This window comes from Butyricicoccus sp. AF35-5AC (assembly GCF_003477715.1).
GTDB lineage: Bacteria > Bacillota > Clostridia > Oscillospirales > Butyricicoccaceae > Agathobaculum > Agathobaculum butyriciproducens.
Window position 1 is genome coordinate 85,700 of the sequence record NZ_QUDX01000010.1, and the last position, 18,554, is coordinate 104,253.

The window sequence follows — 18,554 nt, forward strand, 5'->3', positions numbered from 1 at the left end:
GGCGATTGGCTATATCAGCCCTCCCACATATAACCGTAGCCGCGGACCGTTACAATATGGGTCGGGTCCGCCGGCGAATCCTCGATTTTAATCCGCAGACGGCGGATATTCACATCCACAATCTTCAGCTCGCCCACATAGTGGTGTCCCCAGACCATTTCGAGCAGCTCATCACGCGAAAGCGCCTTGCCGATGTTCTGCATAAACGCCTTGAGCAGACCGTATTCGATCTGCGTCAGCTCGATCTTCACACCGTTCTTGAGCACCTCGCGGGCACGCAGATTCAGCTTGAACGGACCGGATTTGATCACATCCTCCTCGGAGAACGGCGAACCGGACACACGGCGGTACAGCGCGTCCACACGCGCCGCCAGCTCGATAACCGAAAACGGCTTGGTGACATAATCGTCCGCACCGTTCATCAGACCGGTTACCTTGTCCGCTTCCTGCGTGCGGGCGGTCAGCATGATAACGCCCGCCTGATAGCCCGCGCCGCGCATGGCGCGGCAGACCTCGTAGCCGTCGATGCCGGGCAGCATAACATCCAGCACCGCAACCGCGATATCCTGATTTTCATGGTACTTTTCCAGTGCCATTTCGCCGGTTTCGGCCTCTATTACCTCGTAACCGCTGCGTTTCAGGTTGAGAACCAGAAAGGAGCGGATATTCTCTTCATCTTCCAGAACCAGAATTTTGCGCTTCATTGTAATATCCTCCTGTACTTTTAGCGCTTATTGGTAACTGCCGCGTTTCTGCGGCGTTTGATGATTCTTAATTGTTCCACGCCTGGTTGACCAACGAGAATCGGGCTTTGATCTCGTCTCCGGTCAGCGCCAGCTCGCTCTGCTCGCCTTCATTTGTCAGCTTGGCAAAGTAGATGGCCTGCGTGGTCTGTCCCAGCTGGATCAAATCGGTGCGCTCGGCGTAGTATTCACGGTTGGAGCCGGTCGCGCAGTAAATGTTAAACAGCGGGATGGACATTTTGTTCTTGCGGTACTCAAAAAATTCCACATAGCTGAGTCCGCCGTCGTTTGCCTTGATTGCGGTGATGCGGTCATGCCATTTCTGGTCGATCAGCAGGCTCCACGCATCCGAAATGTTCTGATAAGTGGCTGCAACCTTGGCCGGAACCTTGCCGATGCCGTAGGCATACCAGTCGAGCATATACACCGCATCGGACGAGGATGTGTCCTTATAGCCCGCCATCAGCACTGCACGCGGCAGCTCGGTGATGCCGTCGCCGTTGACGTCGCTCGCGTAGACCGCCACCGGACGGTAGGTGCTGTGGCTGGCGGTATCCTCGCCGTCCAGTGCCAGATTGCGCAGCGTGTCGTTCGAGTAGACGAAAATATCCGTCGTCAGACCGGCGCCATTCGCCACCTTTTCCTCAGCGAACACGGCGGTCTTGCTGTCCTGCACACGGCCGGACTGCATGCGCTCAACCGCAGCTGTCCCCTGACTGGTCGCCGTCTCACCGGCCGGCAGCATGGAGCCGTTGTCATACTGATACAGGCGTGCCACGCGCTTGCCGGAGGTGTCGCTCGTAATCAGCAGCAGATCCTTTGCGCCATTGCCGGTCAGATCGGTCAGCTCCATAGCGGTATATTCGGTTTCAAGAATGATACCCGGCGTGCAGTTTTCGTCAAAATCGCACATGGTAAGCGCACCTGTTCCGTCTCCCGGCAGGCGCCAGGTGAGGACCATGCCGCGCTTGCCGCTCGGCTCAAGTACCGGAAATTCGACCGAACGCAATGCCGTTCCGCGGCCGTCGATCGTGCCGGTGCAGACGTAGCTGTCATCCTGCTTGCGGTAAACAGCTACCGTAAATTTGTTGCTCGTCGCCGAGGTGGCGCCGCGGAAAAACGTGATGGCCTCCTCTACGCCGTCGTTGTCCAGATCGGCAAGCTGAATAGACGAACGGTTTTCACCCTCGCTTGGCGAGGCGTAGGATACGCCCTGCGCAAGCTGCTTTTCCAGCTCAGTCTGCAGACTTTGGTAATTGCTGGATGGTTTGGGCGCGGCCAACAGCTCATCGCCCGATGGAAACACACAGCCGCCCAGCAGCAAAAGGAACAGCAGCGCCGGTAAAATTCGCAGTGATCTCATGGAGCTCTCCTACCTAAAATGATACAAATATTGGTTGACAGGTGCAGGCACCTATACATATTAAGTATAGCACATTCAGGCAGCGTGTGGTACTGAAATTTACGCAAATTTTGCAGGATTTCAAGCAGAAAGGGATAGAAAAAGGACGGACCAAAGGTCCGCCCTCAGGCTGTCGCGAAACTACAGCTTTGCCGACAAGAGGAACGGACCGTAGACCGTTCCTCTTGTCGGCCGAAATTTTCTCGCTCTATAGGTCAAAAATCCAAACGCTATCCTTGCGCGGCTTCTCGGCCGCGCTGTGTGGCACATATCCCCGGATTTTTAGAATTTGCACAGCAAATCCTATTTGATGTGCGCTATCGCGCGAATTAACTTTAAAAGGACGCACTATGTGCGTCCTTTGAGGCTGTCGAAAAACTATCGTTTTTCGAGCATCCTCTCGATCGAAACCACGCTTTCGATCGAATGCTGAAGAAAAACCGCGTCCTCCGGACACATTTTTTCTTCCCTTGTATAAAAACCGAGGTACACGCCCCCGGTTTTTATGAATTTGCTGCGCAAATTCTATTTTATGCGTGCTGTCGCACGAAGCACAAAATAGAAATCTGACTTTTTCGACAAGCTGAAAAGGACGCACTATGTGCGTCCTTTTACGGGATTTCATCAGTATCTCAGCGGAATACCGTGCGGTTCAGCCTCACCGGCAGGCAGCAGCGCCGCCGTGATGTCCGGCCGGTGTGTTTCGATAAAGTTTACGCCTTTGCGGATGAGTTCCGCAAGCGTATTGGGATCGTCCGTGCACCGGCTCATGGTGAACAGCCCCGCCTGTCGGCACGCCGAAACCAGCCGCTCGGACAAATCCTTCGGCTCGGCCCGCAGACCGAACAGGCCGGTTGTCTGCGCGGCATTGACCAGCGCGTCAACCTCGCTCGGCAGATTGGGCATCTCACCCATGATATGTAAATCCGGATTGGCAGACGCAACACGAGCCGCTTCCACCAGCCCCAGACCGATGATGATCGTGTCATCCAGACAATCCGCATACCGCAGCGTCATACGCAGCTGCCGCAGCATGGTCTGATCGTGCACGGTGATGGCAATCTTGCCCTGACAGGTGCGTGCCAGCTCGATCGCCTGACTAACCGGCGTCAGCTGCGGCGCCGCCTGATGCAGCTCCGCGTAGCTGTAATCGCTGACGGACAGCCTCGTGCCGTCGGGCGCGGCAGCACAGCCGTCCGACGAAAGCACGGCAATACCGTCTGCCGACATGGCAACCGAAAAACAGCAGCCTTTTGCGCCCTCGTCGTTGCCGGCCAGAATGGATTCCAGTCCGCCGCGTTCGGTATCCATGCAGCCATCCGCAGACAGGACAAAAGTCTCCTTATTGGTATAGTACAATACCGATCCTCTCCCTCTGTTACAGGGTCTCCGGAGCCTCGTACTCTACGCCCTGCGTATCCACGGTAACGGACTTCATCTTCTGCTCCTCGCGCGGACGGTCGTGCCAGTCGCGCTTGGTGTTGACGATGGCGTCAACAATGTCCATGCCGTCGATAACCATGCCGAAGGAAGCGTACTGACCGTCCAGATGCGGTGCGTCCTCGGTCATGATGAAGAACTGGCTGCCTGCGGAGTCCGGTGCAGCGGTACGCGCCATGGACAGAACACCGCGGGTGTGGTTCAGGTCGTTCTGGAAGCCATTTGCGGTAAACTCACCGCGGATCTCATAACCCGGGCCGCCCATGCCGGTGCCTTCCGGGTCGCCGCCCTGGATCATAAAGCCTGGGATAACACGATGGAAGATCGTGCCGTCATAAAAGCCCTTCTGCACCAGAGAAACAAAGTTGCGAACCGTGTTCGGTGCAACTTCCGGGTACAGCTCTGCACGGATTACGCCGCCGTTTTCCATTTCAATCGTAACGATAGGATTGCTCATTGGTATCAACTCCATAATTTTTGTCATTTTGCAGCATATGCACAGCCGAGCCGTACATATATGTACTTCTATTGTAGCAAATTTGGAGTGGAACGGCAAGTGGTGTTTGTCGAACAGCGGCAGCTGTCCATTATTTTGCGCTGATCAACTGGGGCACTTGAACCGTGCAGACGGTTCACCCTGTCCGGGCATGGTGTTTTTCGCTGAAATTCAGCAGGGAATTGCCGTGTCCGCGGCGGGGACAAAAAGGAAGGGACACCTGCGGTTTGCCCGTAGGCTGCTAAACCTTGTTTCCGCGCCGTGCGCGGATTAAATGAGTGCCCTTCCTTTTTGAACTCCTACCTTTTCCTTGTTAGATAGTCTGGCGCAAATCAGAGAGCGGCGACCGCTCCGCAGGATACCGCTGTAAAAACCTGTCACAAAAACTGGTAATCCACTTTATCCACAGGACTTTCCACAGGGTATCTGGGGATAACCTTGTGCATAAAGTGGATAACTTTTTGTATACACCCTCGCAAGCCGCCGTATATCTCGGTTTTTCGACTACGCATTGTAATATCGGCTGTGGAAAAACCACCGCTGCATAATCCACCGCACCTTGTGGAAAACTTGTGATCAGGGCAAATTCACCACTTCAGGAGGGATCATCTATGTCCGAAGAAACCCCGTCCATTGCCGCGCCGGAGCAGAATGCCATCGCGGAAACCGGCTCGATTACGGCAAAAACATCGCGCGGAACGATACACTGCATCACCATTGTCGGCCAGATCGAGGGCCACATGGAACTGCCCGCACAGAACAAAACCACCAAGTACGAGCACCTCATCCCGCAGATTGCGGCAGTGGAGCAGGCGGAGGAGATCGACGGTCTGCTGGTTCTGCTCAACACGGTAGGCGGCGATGTGGAAGCCGGACTTGCCATCGCTGAGCTGATCGCGGGCATGAAAAAGCCGACCGTGTCGCTCGTGCTCGGCGGCGGGCATTCGATCGGCGTACCGCTGGCCGTTGCCGCCAAAAAGAGCTTTATTGCCGTTTCCGCCGCCATGACCATTCATCCGGTGCGGATGAACGGCACGATCATTGCTGTGCCGCAGGCGTTCGAGTATCTGGCGAAAATTCAGGAGCGCATTGTGGATTTCATCACCTCGCACTCACATATCACCGCCGAGCGTCTGCAGCAGCTTATGCGCGAAACCGGTCAGCTGACCGCCGATGTCGGCACCGTGATCTCCGGCAATCAGGCCGCCGCACTCGGACTGATTGATGAGGTCGGCACGCTTTCGGATGCGCTGGAAGCGCTCTATACGATGATTGGCGAGCACAAAACGCAAAAAAGAGACGGTAAATAACCGTCTCTCAGTCTGTCAAAAAGTCAGATTGGCGTTTTGCGTTTCGTGCGGCAGCACGCATAAAATAGAATTTGCGAAGCAAATTCATAAATTCCGGGAGCATGGCCCAGGCCACCCTCTCTTGCCGCTATGCGGCAATTCACCTTGTGTATCTCGGAATTTATACAAGGGAAGAAAAAATGTGCCCGTCAGGGCGCGGTTTTTCTTCGGTTTCGCTCGAAAGCGTGGTTTCGAGCGAGAGGCTGCTCGGAAAACGTTAGTTTTTCGACAGCCTCAGAGACGGTAAATAACCGTCTCTCCGTCTGTCTTTTGCATTATACGCTCTGTTTTTTCCGTTCCGGCAGCTGTGCCAGCACGATAGCGCCAAACATCAGCACACAGCCGAAAATTTCTCGGCCGGACAGCGCCTGACCGAGAATAAGCCAGCCTGCGATAACCGAGATAACCGACTCCAGACTCATGATAAGCGATGCTACCGCCGGGTTCATGCCCTTCTGACCGACAATCTGCAGGGTATAGCCCACGCCGGACGACATCGCACCGGCATACAGGATGGGCTTCCATGCCGCGAGGATGTTCGCCCAGGTGGGATGCTCGAAAATCAGCATGCCGATGCCCGATAAGATCGCACAGAAGAAAAACTGGATGCAGGACATCTTCACGCCGTCCACCATCGGTGAAAAATGGTCAATGACTGTGATATGGATGGAGAACAGCAGCGCACACGACAGACCGATGAGGTCGCCCATCGCGAAACCGAAGCTACCGCCCGCCATGCACAGGAAGTACAGCCCGGCCATTGCCAGCGCAACGCCGCACCAATGCTTCACACCGCATCTGCGGCCGAACAGCAGGCCGAGCAGCGGCACGATCAGGATGTAGCACGCGGTGAGGAATCCGGCCTTGCCGACTGGCGTATACAGCAGCGCGAACTGCTGGGTGATGCTGCCCGCGCACAGCGCCGTGCCGCAGCACATACCGCCGATAACGAGCGTTTTGCGGGCTTTGCGGTGCTCCTCGGGCGCTTGCTTCGGATGCGGGCCGCCGCTTTTGCCCAACACCGCGATGACCGGCAGCAGGATCAGTCCGCCGATGACGTTGCGCGCGAACACAAAGGTGAACGGGCCGACATAATTCATGCCGACGCTCTGCGCCACAAAGGCCACACCCCAAATCGTGGCCGTCAGCAGCAGAAGCAAAGAGTTTCGCAGCTTCATACCTGTTTTCTCCCTTATTTTGCAGAATTTTTCATAAAAAAAGAACCGCCTATAAGCGGTTCTTCATGGAGCTGCTAACCAGATTTGAACTGGTGACCTCATCCTTACCAAGGATGCACTCTACCGACTGAGCTATAGCAGCATTGGCAGGGGCAGTAGGGATCGAACCCACGGCACTCGGTTTTGGAGACCGATGCTCTACCAGCTGAGCTATACCCCTATAAAGTGGCTCCTCAAGTTGGACTCGAACCAACGACCCTGCGGTTAACAGCCGCATGCTCTACCAACTGAGCTATTGAGGAATATAAAATGCTGGTACACGCTGTTTGGATGGTTTATCGCAATCAGCTTGTATATTATAGCGCGGATACAGCTTATTTGTCAATAGGTTTTGCAAAATTTTTTCGCAAGTTTTTTGCTTCCGCGCAGAATGTCAAAAAGGGACCCTCTCGGGTCCCTTCAGTCTGTAAAAAAAGTATTATTTTAATTTTTACGCTTCGTGCGGTAGCACGCATAAAATAGAATTTGCGAAGCAAATTCATAAATTCCGGGAGCATGTATCTCGGAATTTATACAAGGGAAGAAAAAATGTGCCCGCAGGGCGCGGTTTTTCTTCAGTATTCGCTCGAAAGCGTGGTTTCGAGCGAAAGGCTGTTCGAAAAACGATAGTTTTTTGACAGCCTCGAGGGACCCTCTCGGGTCCCTTTTAGGCTTTATTCGGTAACTTTCGTGCCGGTAACGATCGCCTTCGGCGAACCGGTGAGTTTTTTACCGGTATACGGTGTGTTGATTCCCTTGGATTTATACGTTTCGTATACTTTCTCAGTATCCCAGTCCAGCAGCACCAGACGGGCGAAATTGCCCGCCTGCACAGCACGGTCGGTCAAACCGTAAATCTCGGCAGGAGTCTTGCTCATGCGGTCAACAAGCTGCATCGGCGTGAGCTTGCCGGTCTGAACGAGGTAAGTATTGCACACCGAGAACGCGGTTTCCAGGCCGGTGATGCCGGACGGCGCCTTTGCGAACTCGCGGGCCTTCTCCTCCGCGGTGTGCGGTGCATGGTCGGTTGCCACCATGTCGATGGTGCCGTCCGCCAGAGCCGCAATCAGCGCCTGACGGTCAGCCTCCTTGCGGAGCGGCGGATTCATGCGGGCGTAAGTGCCGTGGGCGGGTACATCATCCTCGGTCAGCGACAGATGATGCGGCGTGACCTCGGCGTAAATCTTCGCGCCCATCGCCTTGCCCGCTCGAATGAGCGCGACCGACTGCGCGGACGAAACGTGCTGGAACAGCACGCGCGCACCGGTATCGAGCGCCAGCGCAATGTCACGGCCGATCATTGCAGATTCCGCGCTCGCCATTGCGCCCGGTACGCCAAAATGCTTGGCGGCCTCCGAGCCGTAGTTGACACCCGGAGACGGCACGAGTGACGGCTCCTCCTCGTGAAACGAGAGCAGCGTGCCGCGCTTAGCGGCTTCCGCCATGGCGGTGCGGCACAGCGCCGCACTCGTCAGGTTGATGCCGTCGTCGGTCAGGCACGGCGCACCCGCTTCGAGCAGTGCGTCAAAGTCGGTCAGCTCCTGCCCTTTCAGGCCCTTGGTGACCGAGCCTGCCTGCAAAACCTGCACCGGACAGTCCTTCGCCTTGTCGGTAACGTAGCGGATGATCTCGGGTGTGTCGCAGGTCGGCACGGTGTTCGCCATGCAGATTACCGTGGCGTAGCCGCCTGCGGCTGCCGCCGCCGCACCGGTCAGCACGTCTTCCTTCTGGGTCTGACCGGGATCGCGGAAGTGAACGTGCCCGTCCACAAAGCCAGGAGAGACGGTCAGCCCGCTCGCGTCATACACCGTGCAGCCCGCGGGCGCGTCGATGTGCTCAGCCACCTGCGCGATAACGCCGTCGTCACCGATCAGCACATCACGCAGCGCATCCATCTGCGTATACGGGTCGAGAACCCGTCCGTTTTGAATCAACAGCATGGTAAAACCTCCGTTTTATCTCGTTTAATCGCGGTAGAACGCACCAAAGCCCTTGTATGCCATATACAGATCCAGCTTGGCAATGCACTCGAACGGTGCGTGCATGGAGAGCACCGGAACGCCTGCGTCTACGGTGTCAATGTTGCGGTTTGCGAGGTACATGGCAACCGTGCCGCCGCCGCCCTGATCGACCTTGCCAAGCTGACCGGTCTGCCAGATAACCCCCGCCTTGTCAAAGATGCAGCGGATGCGCGCCATCAGCTCAGCGGTTGCATCCGAGGTGCCGGACTTGCCGCGTGCGCCCGTATACTTGACAAGCGCGAAGCCGCAGTTTGCGCGCGCATCGTTGCGCTTCTCGGAGACCTCCGGATAGTTGGGGTCAAAGGCGTTGCAGACATCGGCAGACAGGCAGACCGAGTTCTCGAAGCACTCGTCGAGCAGCACGTCCTGCGCACGGCAGAGGTCAGCCATAAAGGTGTCGAACGCGCGGGACTGCATGCCGGTCACGCCGTCCGAGCCGATTTCCTCCTTGTCCACCAGCAGGCATACGCCGGTATGCGCTGGAGTCTCGGTCAGGTCGAACAGAGAGGTTGCTGCCGGATAGGAGCAAACGCGGTCGTCGTGGCCGTACGCGCCGACAAACGAGCGGTCAAAACCGATATCGCAGGCATTGAACGCCGGAACGCAGCACAGCTCTGCAGACAGGAAATCCGCCTCGGTCATGCCGTACTCGCGGTTGAGATGCTCCATAATGGCGAGTTTGATCTTCTCGCTGCACTTTTCGTCCACGGTTTCGCTCGGAACCGAGCCAATGAGGATGTTCAGACCCTCGCCCTTGATCACCTCGGTCGCCTTGCGGGTCATCTGCTCGGTGGCAAGGTGCGGCAGCAGGTCGGTGATAACGAACTTCGGGTCGGTCGGCTTGTCGCCTACGCGCACCTGCACGCGCTTGACCTCGCCGTTCTCGCAGACGCAGACAACGCCGCGCAGCTCAAGCGGAATTGCGGTCCACTGATACTTCTTGATGCCGCCGTAGTAGTGGGTCTTGAAGAACGCCATGCCGTTGTCCTCATACAGAGGCACGGTGCGGATGTCAACGCGCGGTGCATCGAGGTGAGCAGCAGTCAGACGTACGCCCTCGGCCAGACTCTGATTGCCGATAACAGCCAGCATAATGCCCTTGTGGCGGTTGATGCGGTAAATCTTGTCACCCGGACGAAGCGTGTCATCGCGCGTCCAGGCACGGAAGCCCTTGCTCTCAGCCATGCGGGCGATTTCCAGCACGGCGTCACGCTCGGTTTTGCTCTCGTCGAGGAATTTTTTGTAACCCTCGGCGTAGGTCTGAATGCCCTGCTTGTCCTCGTCGGTCAAACGGTCAAAGCCGGTCTTTTTGTCGTAAAAAAGCTGTTCGGAAGTCATGTTGCATTCTCCTTTTTTAATCCGAATCACTTAATGAGTTGACTGTATAAAGCATCGGTGTCCCGATAGAGTGCATCGAGATCGCCGTTGTTTTCGATGATAAAATCGCATTTTTCGCGGTAAAACGCGTCGTTCGGCTGCGCGTCGATGCGGGCGCGTGCGGCTTCATCGGACAGACCGTCCCGCTCGATGATACGGGCAACGCGTGTGTCGTGCGGCGCGAGCACAGCGACGATTTTGTCGCAGAAGTCGTCCGCACCGGCTTCAAACAGAGTCGGTGCATCGTACAGCACGACCGGGCACTCGCTCTGTGCGTGAATCGCGTCGAGAGACGCCCTGCGGATATACGGAGTGGTGATTTCGTTGAGCGTTTGCAGCTTTGCGGGGTCGGAAAACACGATTTTCGCAAGTTTCGGACGGTCAAGTACGCCGTTCGCGTCGGTTACGCCGCCGAAGGCGGCATCGAGTGCGGACAGCATTTCGCGGTTCTCCGCACAGAGCGTGCGGTACACCGCGTCCGCGTCCACCCAACCCGCGCCGAGAGCGCGCATACGCGCGGCAACCGTGCCTTTGCCGGTGCCGCTGCCGCCGGTCAAGCCGATGATTTTCATTAGTTTCACTTCCATTGCTCTACATATGGTTTGAAAACATCATATAAAAGTATGGTATATTTGATAAACCAATTAAACTGATCTACCTTTTTTGTTTCGTCAAATATCGGAATATTTCTTTGCAAGCGAACACGACTTGCCTTCTTATTCGGCAGCGCCATCCATTCGAGTTGCATATCTATTTGAGCTTGAATATTTTCTCTATGTTTTTCTAAGTATTCAAAAAACTCTTGATCGTCACTGATATACAATTCTACACGTTGTTCATTGGTCTGTGTATTGACATTCAATGAAAGCGAATATCTCGATGCCCCAATGCTAAAAGTGTACCATGTCCTGACCGGAGGTTTTTTCAGCTTAAAATACTCGATAAACTTTTTGTTGCTTTGCGCATATTCGTTAAAATCTGTCCAGTAATTTAGTAATCGAGATTGCAATTGTCCTTCGGTTGCAGATATATTCTTTACTTGTTTTGCCCAATTATTAGGCTGTTCTAAAATATTAAAATGAACTGCCGGAGCCGAATCCCCGATTCTCCACAATTCCACTTCCACCAAGAAAAACGCCGTTTCATCGTCTGTATGCTCATTCAGCCATTCCATCGCTCGACGGTGTTCTTCTCGTGCCTGTTTGACAATCCATACAATGATTTTTGCGCTTTTACCAGCCGCATAGGTCAGCAATTGACCCAAATGTGTATGGTTGGAACTTTCCAGTTGATTTTCGATCACAACGGTATTATCGGTTCCTTCTTCAGAAGCCAATATATCCAAGCTGAACTTGCCTACGGCCGATTCACGCTCACGAAAACACAAATCAACACCGATAGCTTCGCCCAGTAAATTCAGATTATTTTCCAGCCAAGGTGTAAAATCGTATGCTTCATTAGGCCAAACCGTTCGCAAATCATATTCCCGCTTCAAATCAGCCAGTTGTATATCCATTTTTACACCTCAATAATCGAAAATCCCGCCGCTTTCTTAATCCGGTTCGCCACTGCAAGACCGAGTCCTTCATCCGATGGGCACTGCGCCCAAATCTGCGTTACCTCGGTATCATCGAACGCCCGCAGGCGGTCGAATACCTCGCGCGCCTGTGCACCGAGATCGTCCCTCGAGCCGAAGCACTCCACAATGCAGTTCGGAAACATATCCTTATACTCATCAAAGCACAGTACACCGGTTGCGTCACCGATACGCTCCGCGATGTACTTCGCCGTGTCCTGCGGGTTGCCGCGCACGACCGTTACGGGCGCTTTCGGCGCGTAATGCCGGTATTTCATGCCGGGCGCCGACACCTTCACGTCATCCCCGATCTTCTCGTACAGCGCGCGGTCAACATCCACCTCGCCGAGCACCGAGCGCAGCTGTTCGAGCGTGATGCCGCCCGGACGCAGCAGACGCGGACGCTCGAGCGCGAGTGTGATTACCGTGCTCTCCACGCCGACGCCGCACGCGCCGCCGTCCAATACAGCCGCAATCTTGCCGTCCATATCATGCATGACGTGCGCCGCCGTGGTCGTGGACGGTCTGCCGGACGTATTCGCGGACGGAGCCGCCAGCGGTACGCCGCTCTCCCGAATCAGCGCACGCGCCATCGGGTGCGACGGCAGGCGGATGCCCACGGTGTCCAGTCCGCACGAAACCTCGTCCGGAATGCAGTCGCCCTTGGGCACGATCATGGTCAGCGGACCCGGCCAGAACGCCTCGGCAAGCTGCTTTGCCTGCGGCGGAACCGCCGGACACAGGTCGTAAATCTGCTCGAAATCCGCGATGTGGACGATCAGCGGGTTATCCTGCGGACGGCCTTTCGCCAGAAAAATTTTCTTTACCGCCTCGCCGTTCAGCGCATTCGCCGCAAGGCCGTACACGGTTTCGGTCGGCATGCCGACGACCTCGCCCGCTCGAATGAGTTCTGCGGCGGTTTTTACCGCGTTTTCGTCGGTTTCCGGTGTCAAAAGAGTTGTTTTCATCAGTTTACACTTCCATTTATGATATCAATGGTCTTTTTCTTCCACTTTGGTGACGATGCCGTTTTCCAGTGTCAGGTCGAGCGTTACCTCATCAAACGGCTGTGCAATGAGGTATGAAAGGCAGGTATCGGTGTCTGTATAGTCCGGCGTGCCGAGCAGCTCGCGCACCGCAGCCGCGCTCATGCCGACAAGTTCGGTGCTGTTCTGCAGGTCGCTGACCATGAAATGCCGCTGTGCCGGTGCGGTTTTCGCCCAGTTTTCCGCAGAAAACGTCTTTGGCACGCCGATACCGAGGTCAAAATAACGGTTTGCGTTCCAGATGCCGTTTCCCACAAGCAGCATCGCTAGCACGCACGATATGCACCAGTGTACCTTCTTCGTCCTGCCCCGAAACAGCTGTACGCTCGCCGCAAGAAACACGGCGATTCCCAGAACAAGTAAAATCACACCACTTCTTAACATGAAAATCCTCCTTTTATTATAAGGGTCTGTGACCCTTGTTTCCCACCAAAGAGAGGTTTATCGGACATTCACCATGCTATACTCCAATTATAAAAGAAAGGAGTGCTTCGCATGGCAAAGAACAAGAACATTTTCGTCACGATCACCGGTTTTCAGCACTATTACGGACGTGAGCCGTTCCAGATCGGCAATCTCATCCGCTGTGCCAAGGAGCCGAGCAATCCGTACGACAGCGATGCCATCCGCGCGTTTCTGCCGTACATCGGCAAGGTCGGCTACATTGCCAACAGCCCGCAGACCAAGGCCGGCGGCACGGAAAGCGCATCGCGCATTTACGAGCGCGTGCCCAAGCGGTTTTACGTCCGCGTGCTGTTCACCACCTGCACGAAAATTATATGCCGCGTAGAGTTCGGCGATATGTCCGATCTGAATGCTGAGCTGGAGAGCCAGACCGAGGACAAGTGGGACGATTGGGACGATGAGGATGACGAAATCCAGTTCTAAGGCAATACCGCATAATTGAACAAGAGTGATTTGCGAGTAAATTTTGCGTACTGGCGAGGCACAGTTTTGCGGTAATACTCGATGTATTACCGTGAAACTGCAACAAAGTCAGGACACAAAATTTCCGCAAAGCACCGCAGCTTTAATTGTGCGGTGTTGCCCCAAGGTTACATTTCGCTCTGCTCCTTCAACTTTTCCGCTGTGTCAGCCGCAATAAGCGCATCTAAAATCTCGTCCATATCGCCGTTCAGGAACTGATCCAGCTTGTAGATGGTCAGCTTGATGCGATGATCGGACACGCGATTCTCCGGGAAATTGTAGGTGCGGATGCGCTCCGAGCGGTCGCCGGTGCCGACCTGGCTTTTTCGGTCGGCGGCGATGGCCGCACGCTGCTTTTCCACCTCGGCCTCGTACAGCCGCGAACGCAGAACAGACAGCGCCTTGTCCTTGTTTTTGTGCTGGCTGCGCTCATCCTGGCACTCTACGACCGTGTTTGTCGGGATATGGGTGACACGGATAGCCGATGAGGTCTTATTGATGTGCTGACCGCCCGCACCGGATGCGCGGAACGTGTCAATGCGTAAATCCTTCGGGTCGATGTAGAAGTCGAGTTCTTCCGCTTCGGGAAGGACAGCCACGGTGGTTGTCGAGGTGTGAACACGGCCCTGACTTTCGGTTTCGGGCACACGCTGCACGCGGTGTACGCCGCTCTCGAACTTGAGCCGCGAGTACACCTTATCGCCTGCCACGCGGAACACGATTTCCTTATAGCCGCCGAGTTCGGTCTCGGATTTGTTCATGACCTCGGTCTGCCAGCCGCGCTTGTCGGCGTACATCGTGTACATGCGGTAGAGGTCAGCGGCAAACAGCGCGCTTTCCTCGCCGCCTGCACCGCCGCGAATCTCAACGTAGATATTCTTCTCGTCGTTCGGGTCCTTGGGCAGCAGCAGGATTTTCAGTTCGTCCTCCAGACGGGCAATGTCGCTCTTGGCCTGCTGCAGCTCCTCCTGCGCCAGCTCCTTCATGTCCGGGTCGGACAGCATTTCGGTCGCGTCCGCGAGCGTGCGCTGTGCCTGCTCGTATTCGCGGAACGCGGTGACGATCGGCTCGAGTTCGTTGCGCTCGCGCAGCAGCTTGGCCGCCCGGTCGGGGTCGTCGTATAAATCCGGCGCGGAAAGCCGCATTTCCAGCTCGTCCAGCCGCGCCGCTAAGACTTTCAGTTTTTCAAACATATTCTATCTCCAAATCGTGTGAAGCACGGAAAATTCATCAAAATTGCGTTTACCAGCGTCCGGTGAATATCAAGCCCATGATGGAGCAGTATTCGCGGCACCTTACCGCCATCCACTGCCCCGGATACGGCGTTTTCGCGGGAACGCCTGCGTCGCCCAGACCGGCATGCGCCAGCAGGCGGCGTGCGCGGGCAAGATGATAATCATTTGTAATTACGGCAACCGCTGCGCCCTCGGGCAGCAGCTTTTTTGCGTTGGCGATATTCTGGATGGTCGTGCTCGACTTGTCCTCCAGGATCAGCCGTTCTGCGTCTGCACCGTGCGCGATCATGTAATCCTGCATGGCTGCAGCTTCGGTGCGCGGCTCATCGCCGCCCTGACCGCCGCACAGGATGGCCTGACTGCCCGGATTGACGTTCAGCACCGCGATTGCCGTATCGCATCGTGCCGCCAGAGCCGCCGACGGCTGTCCGTTCGGATTGACGAGCGCACCCAGCACCAGATAGCAATCCGCCTGCGGCGCAGCTGACGGGTTATCCTCGTCGAATGCTATGCCGATCACAAACACCTGCACCGCCGCAAACGACAGCACGAACAATGCAAACAGTACGCGTCCCACGCGCGACAAAATGCGGCACGCCTTATACTTTTCGCGTCCGCAAAGCATCAGCCATTCCCCCATACAGCCGATGGCGAGCGCCAGCAGAAAAATACCGCCGAACCGCGACGGCTTCCAGAACAGCTGCGGCGCGCCGATGATGGCAAACAGCGTCGCAAGCCCTATCCATACCCTTTTTTCTTTCATTGCAGTTCCTCCAGTGCGGCCGCGACGGCTTCCCATTCGTCCATTTTTGCGGCGAGTTTTTCGTCACAGTCTTCCTTTTCGGTCATCAGTTCGAGCAGCTTGCCGGAATCCGATGCCGCGTCCACCATCTGCTGTTCGAGGTCGGACGACTGGGCTTCCAGCTGCGATATTTCGCGCTCGAGCGTGTTCAGCAGCTTTTGCAGATTCTTTGTGCCGCCGGTACGCTTGGGCTTTTCAGGCGGCTTGGGTACGTCATCCAGTGTCGGGACGGCGGCCTTTTTCTTTTTGGGTGCCGGTGCGGGCGCCGCTTCCGGCAGTGCGCCGCCGCCCTTGGCGCGCCAGTCGAGGAACGCACTGTACGAGCCGATAAAGTCGGTCAGGTAACCGTTTTCGAGGTAGAGCACGCGGGTTGCAAAGCGCTCGACGAAGTAGCGGTCATGCGAAACAAACAGCAGCGTGCCGTCGAACGCCTCAACCGCCTCCTCAATCCACTCACGGGATGCAAGATCAAGGTGGTTGGTCGGCTCGTCGAGGATGAGCAGATTGAGCGGATCGTACATCAGCTCACACAGGCGCAAACGGCTTTTCTCACCGCCGGACAGCATATCTACGGTTTTCAGCTGGGTTTCACCGGTAAACTGGAACGAACCGAGCCGGTTTCGCGCCACCTGCATGGATACGTTCTTGTCGTAGATGAGCGTGTCGATGAGGTTGCGGTGCGGATTGGCAAAATACACCTGCTGCGGCAGGTACGCCGGCTTGAGTCCAACGCCCTTGCGGATGACGCCGCCATCCGGCACTTCCTCGCCGAGCAGGATTTTCAGCATAGTGGTCTTTCCGGCGCCATTTGCGCCAAGCAGCGCGACACGCTCGCGGTTGCGGATGTTGAACGATACATCATGTAATATTTCTCGTCCGTCATAACTTTTCGTAATATCGCGGACCTTGAGCACTTCCTCGGTCTCGTAGTTCGGGTCACCAAACGTGACGGTCATCTTTTTGTCGGTCTTGGGTCGGTCAGTAACCTTCATACGCGCAATGCGCTTCTCGATAGACGCGGCACGCTTCGCCAGATGCTCGGTGCCGTGCTCGTGCATGGAACGCGCGGTCGCCTCCAGACGCTTTTTCTCGGCCAGCTCATGCTCGTAGTGCTTGAGCTGCTCCTCACGGCGGCGCTCACGCTCAACTGCATAATACGAGTAGTTGCCGTTGTAGAAATCGCAGGTGCAATCGTGGATTTCAATCACGCGGTCGCAGCACTGGTCGATAAACCAGCGGTCATGCGAGATAATGAGCACCGTACCACGGTAATTTTCGAGGTAATTGCCCAGCCAGTCCACAGCGTCCATGTCGAGGTGGTTGGTCGGCTCATCGAGCAGCAGCACATCGGTCTGCTCGAGAATGATGCGGGCGAGGTTAATGCGCGTTTTTTCGCCGCCGGAGAGCAGGTCAAACTTCTGTGAACGCATTTCCTGCGCGATTTCAAGACCGTTGCACACGCGGTTGATCTCGTAATCGCGGTTGTAGCCGCCGAGGATTTCCAGCCGCGTTTCCAGCTGCGCGTAGCGCTTGAGCAGCGATGCGTCATCCGGCTTGCGCGTCATCTCGTCGGTCAGCGCGTCCATTGCTGCCGCAACTTCGTCGGACTCCTTGAACGCCAGACGGAGAATGTCCTCCACGGTCGATTCCGGCGGAAAATCCGGCATCTGGTCAATGACACCGGCGGTTCGTCCCTGTCCGAACGCAACGTGTCCGCCGTCATACGACAGCCGGCCGGTCAAAATATTGAGCAAAGTGGTCTTTCCGGCGCCGTTTGCGCCTAAAATAGCAACCTTTTCGCCCGGTTGAATGTCGAACGAGATGTCCTTGAGGATCAGGCGGTCACCATAATATTTGGTCAGGTTTTGTACGGTAATATCTGCCACGGAGAGAACTCCTTTCAATGCACTTTTATTCAGCTTATATTATAGCACAATGTGCCCCATAATAGGAGAGAAAACCTGCATAATTTGCAGATTTTTGCGCGGTTTTCTCTGCCCGAAAACACAAAAAAGCTGTCTCAAAAGACAGCTTTTTATGGGAATTCAGAGCAGCAGCGGCAGCAGCTCTTCCACACGGTCGACCACATGCTTCGCGCCTGCGTCCTCCAGCTCCTCTCGGTCGCCAAAGCCGAACGTCACGCCGATGCAGTCAATGCCGCATTGCTTCGCGCCTTCCACGTCATGCAGGCGGTCACCGACCAGCACAGCCTGTGACAGATCCTGCACCCGCAGACGGTCGAGCGCCTGCTGCGTAACCTGTGCCTTCGTGCCGATCGTGCCATCCAGCGTTGCGCCGGAAACCACGGTAAAATACTGGTCAATATTAAAATATTTGACGATTTTATCAATGAAAAACGCTGGTTTGGACGATGCAGTAGACAGGGCCTTTCCGGCGTCCGTCAAGGCCTTCAGCAGCTCCGGAATCCCGTTGTAGAGCATGTTCTCCTTCCAGCCTACTACACCGAACCGCTCGCGGTAAAACGCAATGGCCTGCTTGGCCTGCGCGTCGTCAAATCCATAGCTGCGGCGGAACTCATCGTACAGCGGAGGACCGATAAAGCGTTCCAGCGGTTTCAGCTCCGGCTCGTGGATGCCCATTTTATCCAGCGCATACTGCACCGATTTAGTAATGCCCTCGCGTGAATCGGTAAGTGTGCCATCCAAATCAAATAAAATATACTGATACATCGGCGCTTTTCCTCTCAGTAGTATAGAAAAAGCAGCAACTTTCGTTGCTGCTTAGATGTAGGCGTTGAGTTATCTTCCCGGGCCGTCGCCAGCCAAGTATTGTCACCGTAAACGAGCTTAACTACTGTGTTCGGAATGGGAACAGGTGTACCCTCGTCACCATTAACACCTACTTTTGAAGATTTGCACCCTCAAAACTGAACAATCCTACTCGCAAGCTATCTTTCGAGGTT

General features: G+C 55.6%; 17 protein-coding genes, 3 tRNA genes and 1 rRNA gene. 2 read left to right on the plus strand and 19 right to left on the minus strand.

The window, feature by feature from the left end:
* Positions 1-14 precede the first annotated feature (14 nt).
* The 4 genes from DWZ82_RS11985 to DWZ82_RS12000 all read right to left on the minus strand — a co-directional run bounded on the left by DWZ82_RS11985 (position 15) and on the right by DWZ82_RS12000 (position 4,042).
* A complete protein-coding gene (locus DWZ82_RS11985) occupies positions 15-704 on the minus strand; it encodes a response regulator transcription factor (protein ID WP_118481040.1) in 690 nt (229 codons plus the stop codon).
* A gap of 67 nt (positions 705-771) precedes the next feature.
* Complete coding sequence (locus tag DWZ82_RS11990; RefSeq protein ID WP_118481041.1) at positions 772-2,106, minus strand: hypothetical protein; 1,335 nt, start codon at positions 2,104-2,106, stop codon at positions 772-774.
* A 663-nt stretch (positions 2,107-2,769) separates the two neighbouring features.
* Complete coding sequence (locus tag DWZ82_RS11995) at positions 2,770-3,504, minus strand: hypothetical protein (RefSeq protein WP_118481042.1); 735 nt, start codon at positions 3,502-3,504, stop codon at positions 2,770-2,772.
* A 19-nt stretch (positions 3,505-3,523) separates the two neighbouring features.
* The gene (locus DWZ82_RS12000) at positions 3,524-4,042 is read right to left on the minus strand and encodes a peptidylprolyl isomerase (protein ID WP_110435791.1); all 519 of its coding nucleotides are present in this window, start codon (positions 4,040-4,042) and stop codon (positions 3,524-3,526) included.
* 650 nt (positions 4,043-4,692) lie between these two features.
* Here DWZ82_RS12000 and DWZ82_RS12005 point away from each other — a divergent pair.
* The gene (locus tag DWZ82_RS12005; protein WP_118481043.1) at positions 4,693-5,391 is read left to right on the plus strand and encodes a ClpP family protease; all 699 of its coding nucleotides are present in this window, start codon (positions 4,693-4,695) and stop codon (positions 5,389-5,391) included.
* A 314-nt stretch (positions 5,392-5,705) separates the two neighbouring features.
* Here the strand turns inward: DWZ82_RS12005 and DWZ82_RS12010 are convergent, their stop codons facing one another.
* The 10 genes from DWZ82_RS12010 to DWZ82_RS12055 form a co-directional block, all read right to left on the minus strand.
* Positions 5,706-6,608 (minus strand): DMT family transporter, encoded by a 903-nt coding sequence (locus tag DWZ82_RS12010; protein ID WP_118481044.1) that lies wholly within the window; start codon positions 6,606-6,608, stop codon positions 5,706-5,708.
* 66 nt (positions 6,609-6,674) lie between these two features.
* Positions 6,675-6,750, minus strand: a tRNA-Thr gene (locus DWZ82_RS12015).
* Positions 6,751-6,752: 2 nt separating this feature from the next.
* Positions 6,753-6,828, minus strand: a tRNA-Trp gene (locus DWZ82_RS12020).
* A 6-nt stretch (positions 6,829-6,834) separates the two neighbouring features.
* A tRNA-Asn gene (locus DWZ82_RS12025) sits at positions 6,835-6,910 on the minus strand.
* 411 nt (positions 6,911-7,321) lie between these two features.
* The gene (locus tag DWZ82_RS12030; RefSeq protein WP_118481045.1) at positions 7,322-8,587 is read right to left on the minus strand and encodes a dihydroorotase; all 1,266 of its coding nucleotides are present in this window, start codon (positions 8,585-8,587) and stop codon (positions 7,322-7,324) included.
* 24 nt (positions 8,588-8,611) lie between these two features.
* The gene (locus DWZ82_RS12035; protein ID WP_118481046.1) at positions 8,612-10,006 is read right to left on the minus strand and encodes an aminopeptidase; all 1,395 of its coding nucleotides are present in this window, start codon (positions 10,004-10,006) and stop codon (positions 8,612-8,614) included.
* Between the two features lie 26 nt (positions 10,007-10,032).
* Positions 10,033-10,617 carry a dephospho-CoA kinase gene (gene coaE / locus DWZ82_RS12040; protein WP_158575232.1) on the minus strand — a complete coding sequence of 195 codons (585 nt, stop codon included), beginning with the start codon at positions 10,615-10,617 and terminating at the stop codon, positions 10,033-10,035.
* 5 nt (positions 10,618-10,622) lie between these two features.
* A complete protein-coding gene (locus tag DWZ82_RS12045; RefSeq protein WP_118481048.1) occupies positions 10,623-11,561 on the minus strand; it encodes a DUF4268 domain-containing protein in 939 nt (312 codons plus the stop codon).
* 2 nt (positions 11,562-11,563) lie between these two features.
* Complete coding sequence (locus DWZ82_RS12050) at positions 11,564-12,589, minus strand: L-threonylcarbamoyladenylate synthase (RefSeq protein ID WP_118481049.1); 1,026 nt, start codon at positions 12,587-12,589, stop codon at positions 11,564-11,566.
* Positions 12,590-12,613: 24 nt separating this feature from the next.
* Positions 12,614-13,051, minus strand: a complete 438-nt coding sequence (locus DWZ82_RS12055; protein WP_147356935.1) for an outer membrane protein assembly factor BamE — start codon at positions 13,049-13,051, stop codon at positions 12,614-12,616.
* Between the two features lie 111 nt (positions 13,052-13,162).
* On the opposite strand from DWZ82_RS12055, the gene DWZ82_RS12060 reads away from it, so the two are divergent.
* Positions 13,163-13,555 carry an HIRAN domain-containing protein gene (locus DWZ82_RS12060; protein ID WP_118481051.1) on the plus strand — a complete coding sequence of 131 codons (393 nt, stop codon included), beginning with the start codon at positions 13,163-13,165 and terminating at the stop codon, positions 13,553-13,555.
* Between the two features lie 167 nt (positions 13,556-13,722).
* Here the strand turns inward: DWZ82_RS12060 and prfA are convergent, their stop codons facing one another.
* The 5 genes from prfA to rrf all read right to left on the minus strand — a co-directional run bounded on the left by prfA (position 13,723) and on the right by rrf (position 18,494).
* The gene (gene prfA, locus DWZ82_RS12065) at positions 13,723-14,787 is read right to left on the minus strand and encodes a peptide chain release factor 1 (protein WP_118286051.1); all 1,065 of its coding nucleotides are present in this window, start codon (positions 14,785-14,787) and stop codon (positions 13,723-13,725) included.
* Between the two features lie 49 nt (positions 14,788-14,836).
* Positions 14,837-15,592, minus strand: coding sequence for a YdcF family protein (locus DWZ82_RS12070; protein WP_158575234.1), 756 nt, complete (start codon positions 15,590-15,592; stop codon positions 14,837-14,839).
* Positions 15,589-17,517, minus strand: a complete 1,929-nt coding sequence (gene abc-f / locus DWZ82_RS12075; RefSeq protein WP_118481053.1) for a ribosomal protection-like ABC-F family protein — start codon at positions 17,515-17,517, stop codon at positions 15,589-15,591. Before abc-f ends, DWZ82_RS12070 begins: the two co-directional genes overlap by 4 nt.
* 159 nt (positions 17,518-17,676) lie before the next feature.
* Positions 17,677-18,321 (minus strand): HAD family hydrolase, encoded by a 645-nt coding sequence (locus DWZ82_RS12080; RefSeq protein ID WP_118481054.1) that lies wholly within the window; start codon positions 18,319-18,321, stop codon positions 17,677-17,679.
* Between the two features lie 56 nt (positions 18,322-18,377).
* Positions 18,378-18,494: ribosomal RNA gene (gene rrf / locus DWZ82_RS12085) — 5S ribosomal RNA — on the minus strand.
* Between the last annotated feature and the right edge of the window lie 60 nt (positions 18,495-18,554).